Below are 19,948 nucleotides of genomic sequence, written 5' to 3' on the forward strand. Positions count from 1 at the left end.
GACCGTCACCGGCAGCCGAACAGCCCCGCGCAGCGGCACCGCCCGCCGCAGGCGCAACGGCGACAAACCCCCACGGCGGGAAAGCCGAAAACGTGCGCGGCAGGCAAAGCGCAGCGGAAGGGCCGAAAACGTGGGAAGTCAAGCGCAGTGGAGGGTCAGCTAAGCGCCAGCGACACCGCCTCGACCACCAACGCATGATCCTCCCCCTGCCGCAGCCCCGACACCGCGACCACCCCCACCACCCCCGTGCCGCGCACGTGGATCGGGAACGCGCCGCCGTGGGCGGCGAAGCGGTCCGGGGCCAGGTGGGAGGAGTCCTCGAACGTACGGCCCTTGGCGCGGAAGCGGGCGCCGACCAGGAGTGAGGACTCGCCGTAGCGTTCGACGACGGCGGACTTGCGGGCGATCCAGGCGTCGTTGTCGGCGGAGGTGCCCGGTAGTGCGCAGTGGAAGAGCTGCTGGGTGCCGCGGCGGATTCCGATGGTTACCGGGGCGCGGCGCTCCCGTGCCAGTTCCACCAGCCGGGTGCCCAGTGCCCAGGCGTCGTCGTTGCTGAAGGTGTCGAAGATCAGGCGCTGTTCCTGGTCTTCGAGGGTGCGTACCTCGTCGGTGGCCGGTATGCCGTTCATGCGCCCGCCTCGATGCGGACCGTACGGCCCTCGGCTGCCGAGCGCTTCGCGGCCTCCAGGACGCGCAGCGCGGCCGCGGCTTCGAGGGCGGTCACCGGCGGTGCGCCGCCTTCGCGCAGGGCGCGGGCGATCGCGGCGTAGTACGCGGGGTAGTCGCCCGGCAGCGTCTCCACCGGCTCGCCGCCGCCGCTGCGCGGGGACGCGCCGGCGCCGAGCCGGCCCCAGCCGGACCTCGGTTCCACGCCCCACTCCTCGCCCTCGTCGCCCGGCCGCCGGCCCTCGCGCAGCGCGCCCTCCTGCGGGTCCAGGCCGTGCTTGGTGTAGCCCGCCTTGTTGCCCAGTACCCGGAAGCGGGGGCCCAGCAGGGCGGCGGTGGCGCTCACCCACAGGTGGGAGCGGACGCCGCTGGCGTGGGTGAGGGCGATGAAGGTGTCGTCGTCGGCCTCGGCACCCGGGCGGCGGACGTCGGACTCGGCGTAGACGGAGACGACCGGGCCGAAGAGCGTCAGGGCCTGGTCGGCGAGGTGGCTGCCGAGGTCGTAGAGCAGTCCGCCGATCTCCGCCGGGTCGCCGGACTCGCGCCAGCCGCCCTTGGGCTGCGGCCGCCAGCGCTCGAAGCGGGACTCGAAGCGCTGGACCTCGCCGAGGGCGCCCTCCTCGATCAGCTTGCGGACGGTGCGGAAGTCGTTGTCCCAGCGGCGGTTCTGGAAGACCGACAGCAGCAGGCCGCGGTCGTCGGCGAGCGCGGCGAGCTTCTCGGCCTCGGCGGCGGTCGCGGCCAGCGGCTTGTCGACGACGACCGGCAGACCGGCCTCCAGCGCGGCGGTGGCGAGCGGCACATGGGTCTTGTTCGGCGTGGCGATGACGATCAGGTCGAGGTCGGCTGCGCGGTCGAGGACCTCGTCCGCCGTGGTGACCGTACGCACCTGGGGATGCTCGGTGCGGGCCTGGGCCTGGCGCTCCGGGCTGGAGGTGGAGACGGTGTCGAGCAGGAGGTCGTCGGTGGCCGCGATCAGCGGGGCGTGGAAGACCGAGCCCGCCAGGCCGTAGCCGAGGAGGCCGACGCGGAGCGGGCCGCCGGGGGAGGGGGCGAGGCCGCTCGTCGCACGCTGGTTGCTCGTCTCGTTCTGCTCGCTCGTGCTCGTCTCACTCATGGGCCCACTTAAGCAACGCTGTTGCGAAAGTGCAAGCCGCCACGGAACAATGGGCGGGTGAGCAGCGACGACCTTCCCTCCCGTGCCGCCCCGCACGGCGGCTTCGCCGGCAGCCCGGGCGCCAATCTCCCCGCGCTGCGCGGTCACAACACCGCGCTGGTGCTGGGGCTGCTGCGCGCGGCCGGCGAGGAGGGCGTCAGCCGGCTGGAGCTCGCCGCGCACACGGGCCTGACCCCGCAGGCCGTCAGCAAGATCACCGCCCGGCTGCGGGCCGAGGGCCTGGCCGCCGAGGCGGGCCGCCGCGCCTCGACGGGCGGCAAGCCCGCCACGGTCTGGCGCCTGGTCCCCGGCGCCCGGCATGCGATAGGCCTGCACCTGGACCGCGATGAGCTCACCGCCGTGCTCGCCGACCTCGCGGGCCGCGCGGTCGCCGTGCGCCGTACCCCGCTCGCGTTCGAGGCGGGCGCCGAGCAGGTGCTGACCTGCGTCGAACGCGAGGTCGCCGCGCTGCTCGCGCAGTCCGGCGGGCCGCTGGTCCTGGGGGCGGGCGTGGCCTGCCCCGGCCCGCTGGACCACACCACCGGAGTGCTGCACCGCGTCACCGGCGCGCCCCAGTGGGACGGTTTCCCCCTGCGCGACGCCCTCGCCGCACGGCTCGGCCTGCCCGTCGCGCTCGACAAGGACACCAACGCGGCCGCGCTCGGCCTGGCCCAGGCGATGCCCGCGGACGCCGGCTCCTTCGGCTATCTGCATCTGGGCACCGGCCTCGGCGCCGGGCTCGTCCTGGGCGGCAGCCTCTACCGCGGCCCGCGTACCGGCGCCGGTGAATTCGGCCACCAGATCGTGCAGTTGGACGGCCCGCGCTGCGGCTGCGGACGGCGCGGCTGCATCGAGGCGCTGTGCCTGGCGGCGGTGGCCCGCGGCGATCTGCCGGGCGCGGCCCGGGCGTTGGGCGTCGGCGCCGCCAACCTCGTCGAGCTGCTGGACATCGACCGGGTGCTGCTCGGCGGCCGCACCGTACTGGAGGACCCCGAGCCGTTCCTGAGCGGAGTGGCCCGGGAGCTGGCCGCCCAGGCCCGCACCCGCGGCGGCGCCGGTACCGGGACCGCCGTATCGGTCGCGCTCGCCCACGGCGGCGCGCAGGCGGTCGCCGACGGGGCGGCGGAGCTGGTGCTCGCCCCGCTCTTCGGCTGACGCCGGCCGGCGCCAAGGGCGGCCCGGGCCCTACGCCGTATGGCAGACCGCTTCGACGTTGTTGCCGTCCGGGTCCCGGACGAACGCCCCGTAGTAGGCCTCGTGGTACTCGGGGAACACCCGCGGCGCGTGCAGCGACTCGGCGCCGGCCGCGACCGCGGCGGCATGGAAGGCCTCGACCGCCGCACGGTCGGCCGCGGTGAAGGCGAGATGCAGCTCGCGGCCCGGACCCTGGTCCGTGGCGGGCACGAGCCAGAGCGTGTGCCCCGTCGTGCCGAAGCTGATGAACTCGCCGAACTCCTTGGTCCGTCTGCCCCCGAGCGGAGCGAGGACCTGGTCGTAGAAGCGGGCGCTGGCGGCCACGTCATTCACCTGGATCGCTAAGTGATCGAGCATGCGCTCAAGCGTTCCACAGCCGCCGGTCCCTGTCTTCCCGATATCCCGGCCGCCCCGGACCGTCCCCGGCCCCGGTCACCGGCTACCGCGCCGGACAGTGCGAGGATCGCGGCGTGGAGTTCCCGTACGGCCAGGATCCTGGCGCACCCGTCCGGTCCGGCATCCCCGAGCACGGACGCATCCCCAAGTACTACGCGGCCAAGGTGGAAATCGCCGCACTGCTCGACGAGTTGGGCGAGGGGGAGGTGCTGCCCACCGAGCGCGAGCTGGCGGTGCGCTTCGAGGTCTCCCGCGAGACGCTGCGCCAGGCCCTGCGCGAACTGGTCCTGGAGGGGCGGCTGCGGCGGCTGGGGCGCGGCACGGTCGTCGCCGGGCCCAAGCTGGAGCAGCCGCTCTCCCTCGCGAGCTATACGGAAGGCGTACGCGGCCAGGGGTGCAGGCCGGGGCGGCACCTCGTCGGCCTGGACCGCTTCCCCTGCCCGCCCGCGCTCGCCGCCGATCTGGGGCTCGCGGCCGGGGACCCCGTATGGCACATGGAGCGGGTGCTGCTCGCCGACGACGAGCGGGTGGGGCTGGAGAGCACCTATGTCGCGGTCGAACGGGTCCCCGGCCTGGCCGCCGACTTCGCGCCGGACTCCTCCTTCTACGCCTACCTCCGCCAGCGGCTGGGGATCGGCTTCGGGGACGCGGACGAGCGGCTGGAGACCGTCCTCGCCACCCCGCGCGAGGCGCTGCTGATCGGCACTCCGGGCGCACTGCCGATGCTGCTGATCCACCGGCTGTCCCGGGACACGCAGGGCCGGCCGCTGGAGCGGGTGCGCTCGCTCTACCGGGGCGACCGGTTCTCCTTCACCGCCCACCTGGGCACACCGGCACGGGACTGAGGCGGGCACGGACGGCGTGCCCGCCGGACCCGGCGACATCACGAAAGGGTAACGGGTCTAGGCCAAGTTTGGGGGCCTGTTCACCATCGCGTCGTCGAACCGGTCCCTGCGGGTCACCCGCCGCCACGACCGTCTGGGGCATGCGAGTCATAGTCGTCGGAGCCGGCGTCCTGGGCACCATGCACGCCTGGCATGCAGTCGAGCGGGGCCACGAGGTCCTGCACATTGAGCGCGAGGCCGAGGCCCGCGGCGCCTCGGTGCGCAACTTCGGGCAGATCTGGGTCAGCGGCCGGGCGGGCGGTGAAGAGCTGGCCACCGCCCTGCGCGCCCGGGAACTGTGGCAGGCCATCGGCGCCCGCGTCCCCGAGGTCGGCTTCCGCGCCATCGGTTCGCTGACCGTCGTCAGGAACGACGCCGAGCGGGCGGTCGCCGAGGCCGCCGTCCGCCGCCCCGACGCCGCCGCCCGCGGCTACCGCCTGCTCGACGCCGACCGGGCCCGCGACCTCAACCCCGCCCTGCGCGGCACCTTCACCGGCGCCCTGTGGTGCGAGCGGGACGCCGCAGTGGAGCCGCGCACCGCCCCACGCGCCCTGAAAGCGGCACTGTTGCGGTCCGGCCGCTACCGCTACCTCGGCGGCCGGGAGGTCCGCGAGGTGGTCGGCGAGCGCGCCGTACGCGACGACCACGGCGACGTCCACCACGGCGACGCGGTCGTCCTGTGTACCGGCGCCTGGCTCGGCGGCCTGGTCCGCGAGCTGGTCCCCGACCTGCCGGTGCGCCGCGTACGCCTCCAGATGATGCAGACCGATCCGCTCGGCGAGCCGCTGACCACCTCGGTCGCCGACGCCGACAGCTTCCGCTACTACCCGGCGTACCGCGGCGAGGCCCTGGACGCGCTCAACGCCGGCCAGGCCCAGGCGCCCACCGCCGCCGAGCACCGGATGCAGCTGCTGATGGTGCAGCGCGCCGACGGCGGACTGACCATCGGCGACACCCACGAGTACGAGACCCCCTTCGCCTTCGACACCGTCGAGGAGCCCTACGAGCATCTGACCGGGGTCGTCGCCTCCCTCCTGGGCCGCCCGCTGCCCCGGATCCGCCGCCGCTGGGCCGGGGTCTACGCCCAGTGCACCGACCCCTCCCGCGTCGTCCACCGCCAGCAGGCCCGCGACGGCGTCTGGCTGGTCACCGGGCCGGGCGGACGCGGTATGACCTGCTCCCCGGCCATCGCCGAGACCACCGCGAACGAACTGGGATGGTGAGCCCGTTGACCACCGACGACTCCATCGAACTGGCCGTGCTCGACATGGCCGGCACCACCGTCGCCGACGACGGCCTGGTCGAGCAGGCCTTCGACGCGGCCGCCCGGCAGCTGGGCGTCGAGCCCGGCAGCGCCGACCACGCCGGCAAACTCGCCCATGTGCGCGCCACCATGGGCGAGTCCAAGATCTCCGTCTTCCGCCACCTGTTCGGCGACGAGGCCGCCGCCCGGCGCGCCAACGCCGCCTTCGAGACGGCGTACGGCGAGCTGGTCGACGGCGGAGCGATCGCGCCCGTCCCCGGCGCCCGCGAGGCCATCGAGACGCTCCAGGAAGCCGGCTGCACCGTCGTGCTCTGCACCGGCTTCGCCCGCGTCACCCAGGACGCCGTCCTCGGCGCGCTCGGCTGGCAGGACCTGGCCGCGCTCACCCTCTGCCCGGCCGACGCCGGCGGCCGCGGCCGCCCCTACCCCGACCTGGTCCTCACCGCGCTGCTGCGCACCCACGCCACCGACTCCGTCCAGCGGATCGCGGTGGCCGGCGACACCTCGTACGACATGCTCTCCGGCCGCCGGGCCGGCGCCTCGGTCGTCGCCGGAGTGCTCACCGGCGCGCACGACGCGGCGCGGCTGACGGCCGCCGGCGCCACCCACGTCCTGGGTTCGGTCGCCGAACTGCCCGCGCTGCTGGGGGTGGTGTGAGATGGCCGCCCCCGCCCCCGCGGCGGCCGCCGGGGCCGCCGGCCGGTCCGCACCACCGGACCGCCCCGCGTCGGGCATCCGCTTCGACCGCGTCTCGGTGGCCTACGGAAAGCGCGGTGAGCACACCGTCCTGGACTCCTTCGATCTGACCGTCGAACCGGGCGAGGTGATGGCCCTGCTCGGCCCGTCCGGCTCCGGCAAGACCACCGCACTGCGGGCGGTCGCCGGCTTCGCCCGGCCGGCCTCGGGGCGGGTGCTGATCGGCGGCCGGGACGTGACCGGGCTGCCGCCGTACCGGCGCGGCATCGGCATGGTCGTCCAGCAGTACGCGCTCTTCCCGCACATGAAGGTCGCCGAGAACGTCGCCTTCGGCCTCCGGGCCCAGAAGACCCCGCGCGCCGAGATCCCCGGCCGGGTCGCAGAGGCGCTGGAGATGACCGGTATGGCCGCCTACGCCGGCCGGCACCCCCGCGAGCTCTCCGGCGGCCAGCAGCAGCGGGTCGCCCTCGCGCGGGCGCTGGCCATCCGCCCCGGCGTACTGCTGCTGGACGAGCCGCTGTCCGCCCTCGACGCCCAGCTGCGCTCCGGCATGCTCGCCGAACTCGCCCGGCTGCACCGCGAGTTGCCCGATGTCACCCTCCTCTACGTCACCCACGACCAGGTCGAGGCGCTGACCCTGGCCGACCGGATCGCGGTGCTCGAGGCGGGCCGGCTGCGCGACTGCGGCACCCCGCAGGAGCTCTACCGGCGCCCGCGCAGCGAGTTCACCGCGTCGTTCGTCGGGACGGCGAACCTGCTGCCGGTGACGGTGCGCGCGGGCGGCGGCGGAGTCGACCTCGGCGGGCGCCGGCTGGCCGTGCCCGTGGGGGCGGGCGTGGCCGCCGGCGCCGCCGCGACCCTGTGCGTACGGCCGCATCTGGTCGGTCTGGGCGCCGGCGGCGGCACCGCCAACACCCTGCGCGGCACGGTCACCGAGGTGCAGTGGCGCGGCGCGACCCACCGGCTGTACGTGTCCGTCGACGGCCATCGCGTCATGGCCGACGTACGGGAGCTGCGTGCCACACCGGCCCTGGGCGACGAGGTGACCGTGCACTTCGCGCCGCAGGACGCGGTGCTGATACCGGCCGGGCTCACCGGCGCCGCCCCGGCCCGCGAGGACGGTGTGCGGCATGGCTAGGACCGCGACGGCACCGGCGACCGCACCCGCGGCGGCGCCCGCGGCGGCGGACCCGGACCGGCGCACCCGCCCGCCGAAGGCCCGCGCCGCCCTCTGGGCCCTCCCGCCCGTCGCCGCCCTCACCCTGGTCTTCCTCCACCCCCTGGCCCTGCTGGTGTGGCAGTCCGTCACCCCCGAGGACGGCGGCGGCCACTCCACCGCCCCCTACGCGGAGGTCTTCGCCGAGGCGTCCTTCAAAAGCGCCCTGACCACCACGGTGCTGATCGCCGCCGGCGCCACCGCCGGAGCGCTCCTCCTGGGCCTGGCGCTCTCCCTCGTGATCGCCTTCGTCCCGTTCCCCGGCGGCCGGGCACTGGGCCGCTTCATCGACGTCTTCCTGGCCTTCCCCTCCTTCCTGATCACCCTCGCCCTGCTGTTCCTCTACGGCACCGTCGGCATGGCCAACGGCCTGTGGACGGACGTCACCGGCGCCGCCGACGGGCCGCTGGACTTCCTGCACACCCCCTGGGGCGTCCTGCTGGCCGAGGTCACGTACTTCACCCCGTTCGTGATGCGGCCGCTGCTCGCCGCCTTCTCGCAGGTGGAGACCGGTCAGCTGGAGGCCGCGGCCTCGCTGGGCGCCCGGCCCTGGCGCATCGTGCGGACGGTGATCCTGCCGGAGGCGCTGCCCTCGCTCGCGGCCGGCGGCGCGCTCGTCCTCGTCCTCGGCCTCAACGAGTTCGGCATCGTGCTCTTCACCGGCGCCAAGGACGTCGTCACCCTCCCGATGCTCGTCCACACCAAGGCGATCCTCGACGGCGACTACACCGGCGCCTGCGTCGTCGCCGTCGTCAACATCGCGCTGTCCGTGGCGCTCTACGCCCTCTACCGGACCGTGATGTCCCGTACGGGCGGCGGCGCCGGCCCGCGTCCAGGAGGTGCGCCCCACCGTGCTGGTGCATAGCAGGACCGCCCGCCGGGCCGTCCACACCCTCTTCTTCGCCCTCTTCCTCCCCGTCTTCGCCCTCCCCCTCCTGGTGATCGTCGCTGCGTCCTTCGCCACCAGCTGGAGCGGCGCCCTGCCGTCGGGCCCGACACTGAGCCACTATCAGGACATCGCCCGGGGCAACGCGCTCGGCGCGCTGCTCACCAGTGTGCTGACGGCCCTGGCGGCGAGCGCCGCCGCACTCACCGCCGGCACCTGGGCCGCGCTGGCCGCCGAGAAGCTCGGCCGCCGCACCCGCCGCCTCCTCGACGGGCTCTTCCTGCTGCCCATCGCCGTCCCCTCCGTGGCCGTCGGCCTCTCCCTCCTCGTGGCCTTCTCCAGGCCCCCGGTCCTGCTCAACGGCACCCCCCAGATCGTGGTCATCGCCCACACCGTGCTGGTCACCGCCTTCGCCTACCAGTCCGTGACGGCCGCGCTGGCCCGGCTCGACCCGGCGTACGAACAGTGCGCGGCCGGCCTCGGCGCCCGCCCCGGCTACGTCCTGTGGCGGATCAAGCTCCCCCTGCTGCTGCCGTCCCTCACCGCGGCCGCCGGGCTCTGCTTCGCCCTGTCCATGGGGGAGTTGAGCGCCACGATGATGATCTATCCGCCCGACTGGATGCCCCTGCCGGTCCAGATCTTCGCCGCCACCGACCGCGGCTCCCTCTTCGCGGGCGCCGCCCTCGCGGTGACCTTGATGGCCACCACCCTCCTCGCCCTCCTCGCCGTCTCCCGCCTCCGCACCAGGGCCGCCTACCGCTGACCGACACCCCTTCCCGCCCCAGGAGTCACCACGCCATGCCCACTGCGCCCCGCCCCCTCCGCCGCCCCCTCCGCCGGCCGCTCGCCGCCTGCTGCGCCGCCCTCGTCCTCGGCGCCTCGCTGACCGCCTGCGGCGGCGCCTCCACCGCCGACCCGAACGCCAAGGAGATCACCGTCTACAGCGCCGACGGTCTCAAGAGCGAGCGCGGTGACGGCTTCTACGACCAGGTCTTCAAGGGCTTCGAGAAGAAGACCGGCATCAAGGTCAACTACGTCGAGTCCGGCTCCGGCGCGGCCGTCCAGCGGCTGGCCCGCGAACGCGCCAACACCAAGGCGGACGTGGTCGTCACGCTGCCGCCCTTCATCCAGCAGGCCGACGGCAAGGGCCTTCTGGAGGCCTACCGCCCCAAGGGGTCCGACCGGGTGGCCGCCGCGGACAAGAGCCCCGCCGGCACCTGGACGTCGATCGTCAACAACTACTTCTGCTTCATCTACAACAAGAAGGAACTGGCCAAGCCCCCCGCCACCTGGCACGACCTGCTGGCCGCCAAGTTCGACAACCGCCTCCAGTACTCCACACCCGGCGTCGCCGGCGACGGCACCGCCGTCCTCATCAAGGCCCTGCACGACTTCGGCGGACAGGGCCCGGCCATGAAGTTCCTCGGCAGGCTCCAGGCCCACAACGTCGGCCCGTCCTCCTCCACCGGCCAGCTCGCCCCCAAGACCGACAAGGGCGAGCTCCTGGTCGCCAACGGCGATGTCCAGATGAACTACGCCAACATGAAGTCCATGCCGAACCAGGGCATCTTCTTCCCCGCCGCCGCCCCCGGCTCCCCACCCACCACCTTCGCCCTCCCGTACGCCGCCGGCCTGGTCAAGAACGCCCCGCACGCCGCCAACGCCAGGAAGTTCCTGGACCACCTGCTCTCCGAGCCCGTCCAGCACCAGGTCTCCGCCATCGGCGGCGGCTTCCCCGCCCGCCAGGACATCAAGCCCACCGACCCCAACGCCACCGCCCTCACCAAGATCATGAAAAACGTCGAGATCTTCCAGCCCGACTGGAACGACATCGACAAGAACCTGGACTCCTACGTGGATGCCTGGAAACGGGCCACGGGGAGCTGAGGGGCGGCGTGCGGGCCGTGCCCGCCCCGCCGAAGACCGGGCTGATCGCCGGGGTCGGGGTGGGGGCGGCTGACTTAGGCTGGGCACGTCGGCCGTACGTACGAGCGTGGGTCACCGGTGTGGCCCACGCGCGTGCGGGAGCGGCCGTCGCCCCTGGTCAACACGCACGGCAGGAGTCCGGCAGTGGCAGAGCGCAAGCCGATCGAGTCATGGCTCACCGACATGGACGGCGTCCTGATGCACGAGGGCGTCCCGGTCCCCGGGGCGGACGCCTTCATCAAGCGGCTGCGCGACTCGGGCAAGCCCTTTCTCGTACTGACCAACAACTCCATCTACACCCCGCGTGACCTGCACGCCCGGCTGAATCGGATCGGGCTGGAGGTGCCCTGGGAGTCGATCTGGACGTCCGCGCTGGCCACCGCGAAGTTCCTGGACGAGCAGCGGCCGGGCGGCACCGCGTATGTCATCGGGGAGGCCGGTCTGACCACCGCCCTGCACGACATCGGCTACGTCCTGACCGATCACGCCCCGGACTACGTCGTCCTCGGCGAGACCCGTACGTACAGCTTCGAGGCGCTGACGAAGGCGATCCGGCTGATCAACGACGGGGCCCGGTTCATCGCGACGAACCCCGACGAGACGGGCCCCTCGCCGCAGGGCCCGCTGCCCGCGACCGGGTCGGTGGCCGCGCTGATCACCAAGGCGACCGGCGTCGAGCCGTACTTCGTCGGCAAGCCCAACCCGCTGATGATGCGGCACGGGCTGAACGTCATCGGTGCCCACTCCGAGTCCTCCGCGATGATCGGCGACCGGATGGACACCGATGTGCTGGCCGGCCTGGAGGCGGGTATGGAGACCTTCCTCGTGCTGACGGGGCTGACCCGCCCCGAGGAGATCGACCGGCATCCCTTCCGGCCCTCCCGGGTCGTGGACTCGATCGCGGACCTGGTCGACCTGGTGTGAGGCGGCCGGACGGCCGGGTGTGAAGCGGTCTGACGGCCCGGTGTGAGCCCGGCCCGGCGGGCCGCCCCACCCGAACGGCGCAGCCTCGGACCGCACCGGATGCGGCCGGGCCCGCGCGGGCGGACCTTCGGACGTACGGAGGTTCACCATGAGCTCACCGCAACTCGCTCTCTGTGCCGCGCTCGCGGCCTGCGCGGTGACGACGGCGCCCGCGTACGGCGGGGACGCACGCGGCGCCGGGACCACAGCGGTCTCCGTCACCCCGGCCCGGTCCGCGGCGGCCCCGGCCGACCCCGCCGCACGGCGCGACGGCCCGCCGCGCGGGGGCGCCTCGCGAGAGCTCGCACCGGGGGAGACCGGATCGCTCGCCCGGGGCGCATCCGCGGAGCGGGCCGCCGGCGACGGGAGCCGCACCGGCCCGGCCGCCCAGGTCACCCAGCGCGGCGAGCTGAGCAGTACCTCGGCCGTCGGCCTGGTGCTGGCCGGCGGCGCCGTGCTCGTCATCGCGGGGCAGCTGCTCCGGCTCCGGCTGCGGCTGCGCCGCGAACGGCGGGGCGAGGCCGATGAGCGCTGAGGAGGAGGGGCGCCAGGGCCCCGGAAGACTGCTGGCGGGTGTGGCCTGGGCGGCGCTGCTGCTGGGACTGTGGCTGTGGGGGCGGGACGTGTCGGACGGGATGGCCGCGCGGCTCGCCACGACCGGCGATATCGCCGCCGTCGGCCGCCCGTTGGGCCGCCAGGCGCCGCCGCATGCGCACGCCCCGCTGCCCGCCTCCGCCGCCGTACGGCCCACGGCGATCAGCATCGGCGCACTCGGCGTACGGGCGGCACCCCTCGTCGAGCGGGGCCTCGGCGCGGACGGCACGCCGGCCCCGCCGCCGTCCACCGCTGCGGACCGCGTCGGCTGGTACACGGGCGGCCCGCGGCCGGGCGAGGCGGGCGCCGCGCTGCTGGCGGGCCGTGCCGAGGCGGACACCCCCGCCGGCGCCGACGGGCGCGGGGCCGTCTTCCGCGCGCTCGCCGGCATCAAGCGGGGGGAGCGGGTGGACATCCGGCGCTCCGACGGCAGCACGGTCCGCTTCGCCGTCGAGGACGTCACGATCCACGACCGCGGCCGCTTCGACGCCCGCAGGGCGTACGCGGTCCAGGAGCCGGGCCGCGCCGAGCTCCGGCTGATCGGCGCCGGCGGCGGCGGTCACGGTCACGGTCACGGCCGCGGCGGGGCACGGGCGGACGGCGCGGACGTCGTCGTGGTCTCCGCGTACCTGACGGGTTTTCAGCCACCGGGCGCCCGCGGCTGAGCCGGAGGGAAGCCCCTACGACCGGCATTCGTCAAGCGCCGTAGCCGCCTGTGGACGGCCTGTCCACAGGGTCGGCTGCGACGGGCGGCGGTGTGCCACGATGGATCCGGCCGGTGGAATCGCGCCGGTCGTGTTCGTGCTCCGAGGGGGGAGTAGATGTACGGCAATCCATGGTGGGCGGCCGGGAGCGGGCCGCCCGGCGAGAGCCGCGGCCGGCGCCGCAGGGCGCTCGGCGGCGCGTCGGCGCGCTCGGCGGCGGTGGGGGCGCTGGCGGCGCTGCTGCTCGCCGGCTGCTCCTCGTCCGGCAGCGACGACGACGGCCAGGCGCCCGGCAGACCGGGCCAGCGCCCCAAGTCCGTCACCCCGTACTGGGTCAACCCCGACAGCAAGGCGGCCCGTCAGGTCTCCGCGTACGGCAAGGACGGCAAGGCCGCCGATGCCCGCCTCGTCGACCGGATCGCCTCCCAGCCGGTCGCCGAGTGGATCGGCGTCGACGACCCGCAGGGCGAGGCCCGCGGCTTCACGGAGGCGGCCGCCAAGGCCGACCGCGAGGCGCTGCTCGTCCTCTACAACATCCCGCACCGCGACTGCGGCAACTACTCCAAGGGCGGCGCCGCGGACGGCAACGCCTACCGCGCCTGGCTGGACGGCGTCCTCAAGGGCATCGGCGACCGCCCCGCCACCGTCGTCCTGGAGCCCGACGCCCTGCCGCACATCGCGGACAAGTGCACCCCGCAGCAGTTCCACGAGGAGCGCTACGCCCTGCTGACGGAGGCGGTCGGCAAGCTCAAGGCGCTGCCGCACACCAAGGTCTATCTGGACGCCGGCAACCCCCACTGGATCAAGGACCCGGGCGCGATGGCCGAACCGCTCAAGCGGGCCGGTATCGAGCGTGCCGACGGCTTCGCGCTGAACATCTCCAACTACCAGACCACGCGGGAGAACGCGGCGTACGGCAAGCGGCTCTCCGCCCTCGTCGGCGACAAGCGCTTCGTCATCGACACCAGCCGCAACGGCAACGGCCCGGCCCCGGGCGGCGACGACCGGGAGAACTGGTGCAACCCGTCCGGCCGCGCCCTGGGCACCCCGCCCACCACCAAGACCGGCGACCCCCTGATAGCCGCCTACCTCTGGATCAAACGCCCCGGAGAGTCCGACGGCACCTGCAAGGGAGGCCCCAAGGCGGGGGACTGGTGGCCCAGGTACGCCCTGGAGCTGGCCCGGCAGGCGCAGCGGAAGTAGCTGACGGCACGTCGGCGGCCGCGCCCCGGGGCCTTTGCGGGGCGACCGGAGGCGCGGCGGTGACGGCGGCCCGCGAGGCCCCCGTCACCGCTGCCACCGCCGGTCACCGCTGCCACCGCCGGTCACCGCCGCCACCGCCGGTCAACCACTGCCACCGCCGCCACCGCCGGTCATCGCCGCCACCGCCGTAGCCCGTGCCGTACGGCTACTACTTCTGCGCCGCCGCGGGAACCTTGAGCCAGACCGCCTTCGACGGCGTGCCCTCCCCGTCCACCGCGTTGAGCATGTACCACCCGGGCGGCACCAGCGACGGGTCCTTGGGCAGGGTGACCGTCACACCGTCCTTGCCCTTCGCCACCGTGAAGTCCAGCGCGATCGACCGCTGTTCGATGTTGGTGACATGGGTGAAGGAGCCCGGCCGGATCAGCCGCATCTTCTTGATGGCGTCGGCGTGCGGGGCACCGAAGGTGGCGCTGCCGCCGAGCGGGACCGTCTTCGCCGGGCCCGCGGAGGTCAGCTCGGGGCGGGACTTCCGGAAGAGGTAGGGCGGTGTGTAGAGGTCGATCTGCTGCTGGAAGACGCCCGGTTTGGTGTTGTCCTTGTCGGCGTAGAGGGAGTCGGAGCCGAAGGTCATCACCCGGCCGTCGGGCAGCAGCAGCGCGCCGGAGTGGTAGTTGCGGCCCACCAGCGGGTCGGCCACCTGACGCGCGGAGTTGCCCGCCGGGTCGTAGATCTCCGCCTTGAGCACGTTGGAGTCGCTGCGCCCGCGGTAGTCACCGGAGCCGTTGGTGGTCAGCACGGTGTCGTCCGGCAGGATCACGCTGCTCGGATAGCGGGCCTTCGCGTAGAGCGGCGGCCCGTCCTTGAAGCGCGGCTCGGGGGCGTGCAGATCCACGATCCGGGTCCGGTCCGTCGACCGGGGGTCCTCGCCGACCCCGCCGCCGCCCAGCACCATGTACCGCTGGTCCTGGGCCGGTGGCAGCAGCACCGACATCGAGGTCTCCAGGATCTTCGGATCGCTCATCCCGGGCACGACCTGGAACGAGTTGGACTTCAGGTCCCAGATGCCGGGGGTGCGGCCGATGTTGTCAGGGCCGTAGCCGGCGTTGGAGCCGGTGTAGAAGATCCGGCCCCGGTCGGTGAGGAAGAGCGCGGGGTAGGTCGGGAAGAAGCGCTGCTTGGCGAGGTAGGTCCACTTCTTCGTCGCCGGGTCGTAGATCTCCTGCTTGCCGGGGACGACCTGCCCGATCTCGTCCAGCCCGGAGACGGAGAGCACCTTGCCGTCCTGGAGGGTGGTCAGCGTCGGGTACCAGCGGGCCTCGTTCATCGGGTCGACGGGGACGTAGCGCTCGGCCACGGGGTCGAACTCGAAGGAGTCCTTGATGCCCTGGAAGTCCTTTTTGTCGAAGGACAGCTTCTGCGCGATGCCGTAGAAGTTGTGCGCGTCCGCGCCGGACAGGCCGTGGATGCGGTAGTTGTCCTGGGCGCCCGTGGAGTGGGCGGGCCCGTCCTTGAGGGCCTCGACGTAGACCCGGGCCTCGCTGTGGGTCACGGTCACCTTGCCGGTCACCGGGTCCTTGGTCTTCTTCGCCCGCGGCACCACGACCGGATCCTTGGCGGCGAAGGTCTTGCCGTTCTGTTTGCCGGTGAAGAGCGTGCCGGCCGGGAAGGTCCTCGGGGCGTCCGGGCTCTCGTTGTAGACGATCATCAGGCCGCCGGCCTTCTTCACATCGCCCTGCAGCTTCTCGTAGCGCTGGGTACCGCCCGCCACCAGCAGCTTGCCGTCCGGCAGCTGGGTGTGCCCGGCGCAGAAGAGGTCCTTGGGCGTGGGGATGTTCTTGAAGGTGTTCTGCTCCGGATCCCACAGGACCGTACGGAAGGACTTGGCCTTGAAGTTCGCGGCGTTGTTGCCGGAGCCGGCGACCAGCAGCACCTTGCCGGTGTGCAGCAGGGCCGCGTGGATGGTGTTGATGCGGTACCGGTCCGGGACGTCGACGACGTCCCAGTGGCCGTTGGCCGCTTTGTACTCGGGCTTGTTGATCGTGTACTGGTGGTACTGCTCCGAGGCGAAGCCGTAGAGCGCCGGCCCGTTCATCCCGGCCAGCGCGAGCACCACCGCCGTCGCTATCGCCACTCTGCGCGTGCGACGGCTCGGACGGTACTTCATGTGTGACGTCCCCCAAGGGCGATCTGCAGGGTCTGTTCGGCGGTGGCGGGCTGGTCGGCGGCCGTGCCCGCGGGCCCGGCGCCGTCCGTCGCGGCATCGGAGGTGTCACCGGTACCGGCGGCCTTGGTGGCTGCCGTCCGTCGCGCCGCCCGTACGCTCAGCCGCCACGCCGCGATCGGTGCCGCCGTGATCAGCATCGCCAGCGACGCCCAGGTGACCATCGCCGGATGGCTGTGCCCCAGGAAGAACGAGGCGACCAGCGAGCCCCCGAAGACGGTCAGGAAGAAGAGGTGGATCCGGAAGGTGCCGAAGAGGGTGTCCGGGCTGGAGGAGTCGCCCTTCGGCGTGACCACGAACTTGCTCTTGCGGCGCAGTGCGGCGTCGAACAGCGACCGCGCGTAGATCGGCGCCGACAGCGCGGACATCACCATTCCGGCGACCCCGCCCGACCCCTCCGGCTCGTGCGGCGAGACGTTGTGCCGCCGGTTCCAGACGTACAGCCCGATCTGCAGCGCCGAGGCGTTGCCGTAGAGCATCATCCACACCGACGGGTCGATCTGGACGCCCGAGGCGCCGAGCCCCAGGAACAGCGCGCAGCTGAGCGCCGCCAGGATCCAGTTCAGCGCCGACATCGGGTAGAAGATCACCATCATGGTGTAGTTGAACAGCCGCCCCGGCGGCAGGCTGAACGGCGCCTTCCAGAACTGCTTGAGGATCGTCTCGTACGTCCCGCGCGACCAGCGCAGCTGCTGGGTGAAGAAGTCCGTCCAGGCCGTCGGCCCCTCACCGACCGCGAGTACATCCGGGGTGTAGACCGACTTCCACTTCTTCCCGGTCGCCGGGTTGCGGTGCCGGTGCATTTCAAAACCGGTCGCCATGTCCTCGGTGATCGAGTCGTACAGCCCGCCGATCTGCTTGAGCGCGCTGATGCGTACGGCGTTGGAGGTGCCGACGAACATCGGCGCGCCGTAGCGGTTGCCGGCCCGCTGGATCAGGGCGTGGAAGAGGAACTGCTGCGACTCGGCGGCCTTGGTGACGAAGGTGTCGTAATTGCCGTACACCTGGGGGCCGATGACGAAGCCGACGTCCGGGTCGCGGAAGAAGCCGAGCATCCGCTCCAGGTAGTTGGGCAGCGGGACGTGGTCGGTGTCGACGGAGGCGAAGTAGTCGTAGTCGTCGCCGTGGGCGTCCAGCCAGGCGTTGTAGTTGCCGTGCTTGGTCTTGGCGCGGTGCGGGCCCTTGGCCTGGTTCCACTTCGCGACGCCCTTGCGGGAGAAGTGGTGCACGCCGAGGCGGGCGCAGACCTCCTTGACCTCGGGGTCGTCGCCCTCGTCCAGCAGCCAGACGTGCACCAGACCGCGGTGGCGCACCCGTACCGCCGCCTCCAGCGTCTTGGTGACCATCGCCAGGGGCTCCTTGCCCGGGACGAAGGAGGTCAGGAAGGCGACGCGGGTGCCGCTCTCGGGTATGACCGGGACGGGGTCGCGGGCGACGAGCGTGGCGTGCGCGTTGGAGAGCACGTTCATGCACCGGAAGAACTCGATCAGCCCGATCGAGACCAGCATGACGGTGTCCAGCACCGGCAGGAACTCATAGGCCGGGTAATCACGTTGGGTCCAGTGAGCGGGCTGCAGCAGCCAGGCGAGCAGGCCGAGCGAGACCAGCGGGGCCGCGCCGAGCAGCAGCGCCGCCCGGATGCGGTGCGGTTCACCGGCGAGCAGTGAGCGGTAGCGGACCCGGTAGGGCTTGTCCGGATCGGGCTGGGTGAGCGGGCCGGCCAGCCGGCTGTAGTGCTCGTAGTCATAGCGCGGCAGCGGTTTGCGCTGGATCCGCCGCTGCCAGTGCTGGCGTGGCACGCGCAGGCGTGCCGTGGCGGACGAGTCGTACGGTTGCTGCGGCCGGGCGCCGTCAGGCGGCGACGTCATGAGTCCATCCCCCCACAACGCAGAACAGGCTGCGTGCTGTTTGCTGATGGCCCGAGTCACGGTCCCCCTCGACCGACTCGGGCTCACTGATGTCGGCCGCCCACACCGTCTGACGGTGAACGCCGCCTTCCGGTTTCATGATGCACGCCCCGCGATCCTGCCAAGCGCCGGGCTCCCCGCGTCCACATCACGCCAACCGGTGTACTGCTGTCCCCACTTCATCCGAACCCGACAATTTTCAGCCGAGTTCCCAGGTCAGGGTCCCGAACCACCCTCATGATCGCAAGGCGGACCGATGGGGATACGGACAAGGGTGTGCAATGCGGGACCGTGTATGTCGGAGCGCGCATTACTTACGTCCGATGTCGGCCGTAACTGGCCGCTTTCGGGCGGATTTTGGGGTGATGGTCCCTGTGGGCCACTCGCCGCCGTGAGGGCGAAATTCCGACGGGAACCCGCGGACCGGCCCCCGGCGTCCGCATCAACAGCCGCCACCGCACAGCCGCGGGCGAACAGCACGGGAAGACAGCACGAGAAGGGCACCGACAGGTGAAGAACGAGCCGGTCACCGGCGTTTTCGGAGCGGGCGGATGAGCGCCGCGGCGGTACGGCTCGGCCGCGCGGTGACCGTGGCCGGACCGGCCGGTCTGCTGACGCTCACCGCCGGCTGGCTGCTGCTGGACGCGGGGCCGTCGCGTACGGCCGTGGTGTGGACGGGGCTGGCCGCACTGGCCGGATGTGTGCTGGCGCTCGCCGGACACGTCCTGGCGGCCGGACGGCTGACGCCCCGGCGCGGGTACGAGCTGGCGCTGGCGGCGGAGTGCGCCCCGGCGCCGGCGGCGAGCGGTGCGGTCCCCGCCGTACTGCACGCATCCCGCTGGCCCTGGGCCCGGATCGGCGCGGTCTTCCTCGCCGTCCCGACCGCGCTGGTGCTGTTCGGCTGCCTGGGCGCCGGAGACCCGGACCGCGATGCCACGGCCGCACGGATGGCCGGCGCCGGCCCTGTGATCGAGGAGCTGCCGGTGGTCGCCGTGGGCGATGTCGAACGGGCGGGGCCCAGCCGCCGCGCCTCGTCCGTCGCCGACTACACCGTCCGGCTTCCGGCGCCCGACGGCGGCAGGGGCGTCCCCGCCACTTTCCGTACGGAGGTCCACCACGGCGTCCGGGAACCGGGCGACACCCTTCTCGTGGCCCACGTCCCCGAGCGGCCCGAGCTGGGCGCGGTCGGCGCCACCAGCCGCCCGGCCGTCGAGGCGGAGCTCGCCGGCCGCACCCTGTCGTACGGCGGTGCCGTGCTCGTCGCCGTCGTGTGGGTGCTGGTCGCCGGGGTCGCGGTCGTCGCGGGCACGTCCGTCACCGGCCCGCCGCGCCGGAGCCGCCGCCCCGGCAAGGGCTGGGTCGCCCTGCGCGCGACGGTGACCGGGGCGGCGGAACACCTGGAGCGGCCGGACGGCGGCTCGGGGTCCGGCGACGACCGCAAGAACGCCGCTCGCTACGCGTGTCTGACCCTGCGCACCGAGGACGGCCCGGTCCCGCTCCGCCTCGCGGCCGTGCACCGGCGCGCGGCCGAGGTGCTCACCGGCACCGACGGGTGGCTGCTGTGGAACCCGGCCGACACCGGCGGCAAGGTGCCCGCCGACTTCGTCACGGACGACGGCCGGCAACTGCCCGGACGCATCCCCGCGGCCGAGGCCGCCCGGATCGCCGCCGCCCGGCCGCGCGGACCGGTCCGGGTCGACCCCGGCCGCCGGACCCGTCTGCTGGAGCCCGGCGGTCACTGGCCGCGTACGGTGCCGGCCGGCGTACTGCCCGGCATGGCCGTCTCGGTGGCCGCCGCGGGGGCGCTGCTCCTCCCGGCGGACGGCGGATGGCGCGCCTGGGCGGCCGTGGCGGGCGCGCTCGCGCCGGTGCTCGGCTGGATGGCGGCCGGCCTGTTCACCGCACCGGCGGCGGGGGGTCCGGCCGAGCGGCCCGAGGCGGAGCCGGCCGCCTGACCGGCCCGCGCCCGGCCGGCATACGACTGAGGCCCCTCGCATGGCGAGGGGCCTCAGTGTTACGTGCGCCGCCAGGGACTCGAACCCCGGACCCGCTGATTAAGAGTCAGCTGC

18 protein-coding genes are annotated in these 19,948 nt (G+C 73.4%); 13 read left to right on the top strand and 5 right to left on the bottom strand.

What is annotated here, in order from left to right:
• Positions 1-155 precede the first annotated feature (155 nt).
• Positions 156-629, bottom strand: a complete 474-nt coding sequence (locus tag ACWD6P_RS34210) for a heme-degrading domain-containing protein (protein ID WP_451448097.1) — start codon at positions 627-629, stop codon at positions 156-158.
• Positions 626-1,783 (bottom strand): Gfo/Idh/MocA family oxidoreductase, encoded by a 1,158-nt coding sequence (locus ACWD6P_RS34215; RefSeq protein ID WP_451448098.1) that lies wholly within the window; start codon positions 1,781-1,783, stop codon positions 626-628. The genes ACWD6P_RS34210 and ACWD6P_RS34215 overlap by 4 nt, the downstream gene beginning before the upstream one ends.
• Positions 1,784-1,840: 57 nt before the next feature.
• Between ACWD6P_RS34215 and ACWD6P_RS34220 the strand changes: the two genes are divergently transcribed.
• Entirely contained in the window at positions 1,841-2,977 is a 1,137-nt protein-coding gene (locus ACWD6P_RS34220) for an ROK family protein (RefSeq protein WP_451448099.1), read from the top strand.
• A 30-nt stretch (positions 2,978-3,007) separates the two neighbouring features.
• On the opposite strand, the gene ACWD6P_RS34225 is transcribed toward ACWD6P_RS34220, so the two are convergent.
• Positions 3,008-3,373: a VOC family protein gene (locus tag ACWD6P_RS34225; protein ID WP_451448100.1), complete on the bottom strand. Its 366-nt coding sequence runs from the start codon at positions 3,371-3,373 to the stop codon at positions 3,008-3,010.
• Positions 3,374-3,486: 113 nt separating this feature from the next.
• On the opposite strand from ACWD6P_RS34225, the gene ACWD6P_RS34230 reads away from it, so the two are divergent.
• The 11 genes from ACWD6P_RS34230 (at position 3,487) to ACWD6P_RS34280 (ending at position 13,748) form a co-directional block, all read left to right on the top strand.
• Positions 3,487-4,257, top strand: coding sequence for a GntR family transcriptional regulator (locus tag ACWD6P_RS34230; protein ID WP_451448101.1), 771 nt, complete (start codon positions 3,487-3,489; stop codon positions 4,255-4,257).
• Positions 4,258-4,397: 140 nt separating this feature from the next.
• A complete protein-coding gene (locus ACWD6P_RS34235) occupies positions 4,398-5,519 on the top strand; it encodes a TIGR03364 family FAD-dependent oxidoreductase (protein ID WP_451448102.1) in 1,122 nt (373 codons plus the stop codon).
• Positions 5,513-6,217 carry a phosphonatase-like hydrolase gene (locus ACWD6P_RS34240; RefSeq protein ID WP_451448103.1) on the top strand — a complete coding sequence of 235 codons (705 nt, stop codon included), beginning with the start codon at positions 5,513-5,515 and terminating at the stop codon, positions 6,215-6,217. Before ACWD6P_RS34235 ends, ACWD6P_RS34240 begins: the two co-directional genes overlap by 7 nt.
• Position 6,218: 1 nt before the next feature.
• Positions 6,219-7,394: an ABC transporter ATP-binding protein gene (locus tag ACWD6P_RS34245; RefSeq protein ID WP_451448104.1), complete on the top strand. Its 1,176-nt coding sequence runs from the start codon at positions 6,219-6,221 to the stop codon at positions 7,392-7,394.
• Positions 7,387-8,337: a 2-aminoethylphosphonate ABC transporter permease subunit gene (locus ACWD6P_RS34250; RefSeq protein WP_451448105.1), complete on the top strand. Its 951-nt coding sequence runs from the start codon at positions 7,387-7,389 to the stop codon at positions 8,335-8,337. The genes ACWD6P_RS34245 and ACWD6P_RS34250 overlap by 8 nt, the downstream gene beginning before the upstream one ends.
• Positions 8,324-9,121, top strand: coding sequence for an ABC transporter permease (locus ACWD6P_RS34255; protein ID WP_451448106.1), 798 nt, complete (start codon positions 8,324-8,326; stop codon positions 9,119-9,121). Before ACWD6P_RS34250 ends, ACWD6P_RS34255 begins: the two co-directional genes overlap by 14 nt.
• 35 nt (positions 9,122-9,156) lie before the next feature.
• Complete coding sequence (locus ACWD6P_RS34260) at positions 9,157-10,245, top strand: 2-aminoethylphosphonate ABC transporter substrate-binding protein (protein ID WP_451448107.1); 1,089 nt, start codon at positions 9,157-9,159, stop codon at positions 10,243-10,245.
• A 183-nt stretch (positions 10,246-10,428) separates the two neighbouring features.
• On the top strand, positions 10,429-11,208 hold the full coding sequence (locus tag ACWD6P_RS34265; RefSeq protein ID WP_451448108.1) for an HAD-IIA family hydrolase: 780 nt from the start codon (positions 10,429-10,431) through the stop codon (positions 11,206-11,208).
• Between the two features lie 148 nt (positions 11,209-11,356).
• Entirely contained in the window at positions 11,357-11,782 is a 426-nt protein-coding gene (locus ACWD6P_RS34270) for a hypothetical protein (RefSeq protein WP_451448109.1), read from the top strand.
• Positions 11,772-12,506 carry a sortase domain-containing protein gene (locus ACWD6P_RS34275; RefSeq protein ID WP_451448110.1) on the top strand — a complete coding sequence of 245 codons (735 nt, stop codon included), beginning with the start codon at positions 11,772-11,774 and terminating at the stop codon, positions 12,504-12,506. The genes ACWD6P_RS34270 and ACWD6P_RS34275 overlap by 11 nt, the downstream gene beginning before the upstream one ends.
• A 156-nt stretch (positions 12,507-12,662) precedes the next feature.
• On the top strand, positions 12,663-13,748 hold the full coding sequence (locus tag ACWD6P_RS34280; protein WP_451448111.1) for a glycoside hydrolase family 6 protein: 1,086 nt from the start codon (positions 12,663-12,665) through the stop codon (positions 13,746-13,748).
• 208 nt (positions 13,749-13,956) lie between these two features.
• Here ACWD6P_RS34280 and ACWD6P_RS34285 read toward each other — a convergent pair whose 3' ends face one another.
• Both ACWD6P_RS34285 and ACWD6P_RS34290 read right to left on the bottom strand, forming a co-directional pair.
• On the bottom strand, positions 13,957-15,915 hold the full coding sequence (locus tag ACWD6P_RS34285; RefSeq protein ID WP_451448112.1) for a galactose oxidase-like domain-containing protein: 1,959 nt from the start codon (positions 15,913-15,915) through the stop codon (positions 13,957-13,959).
• The gene (locus ACWD6P_RS34290; RefSeq protein WP_451448113.1) at positions 15,912-17,840 is read right to left on the bottom strand and encodes a glycosyltransferase family 2 protein; all 1,929 of its coding nucleotides are present in this window, start codon (positions 17,838-17,840) and stop codon (positions 15,912-15,914) included. The genes ACWD6P_RS34285 and ACWD6P_RS34290 overlap by 4 nt, the downstream gene beginning before the upstream one ends.
• A gap of 590 nt (positions 17,841-18,430) precedes the next feature.
• On the opposite strand from ACWD6P_RS34290, the gene ACWD6P_RS34295 reads away from it, so the two are divergent.
• Entirely contained in the window at positions 18,431-19,834 is a 1,404-nt protein-coding gene (locus ACWD6P_RS34295) for a hypothetical protein (protein ID WP_451448114.1), read from the top strand.
• Positions 19,835-19,948: the final 114 nt, after the last annotated feature.

Source organism: Streptomyces sp. NPDC002446, assembly GCF_053595675.1.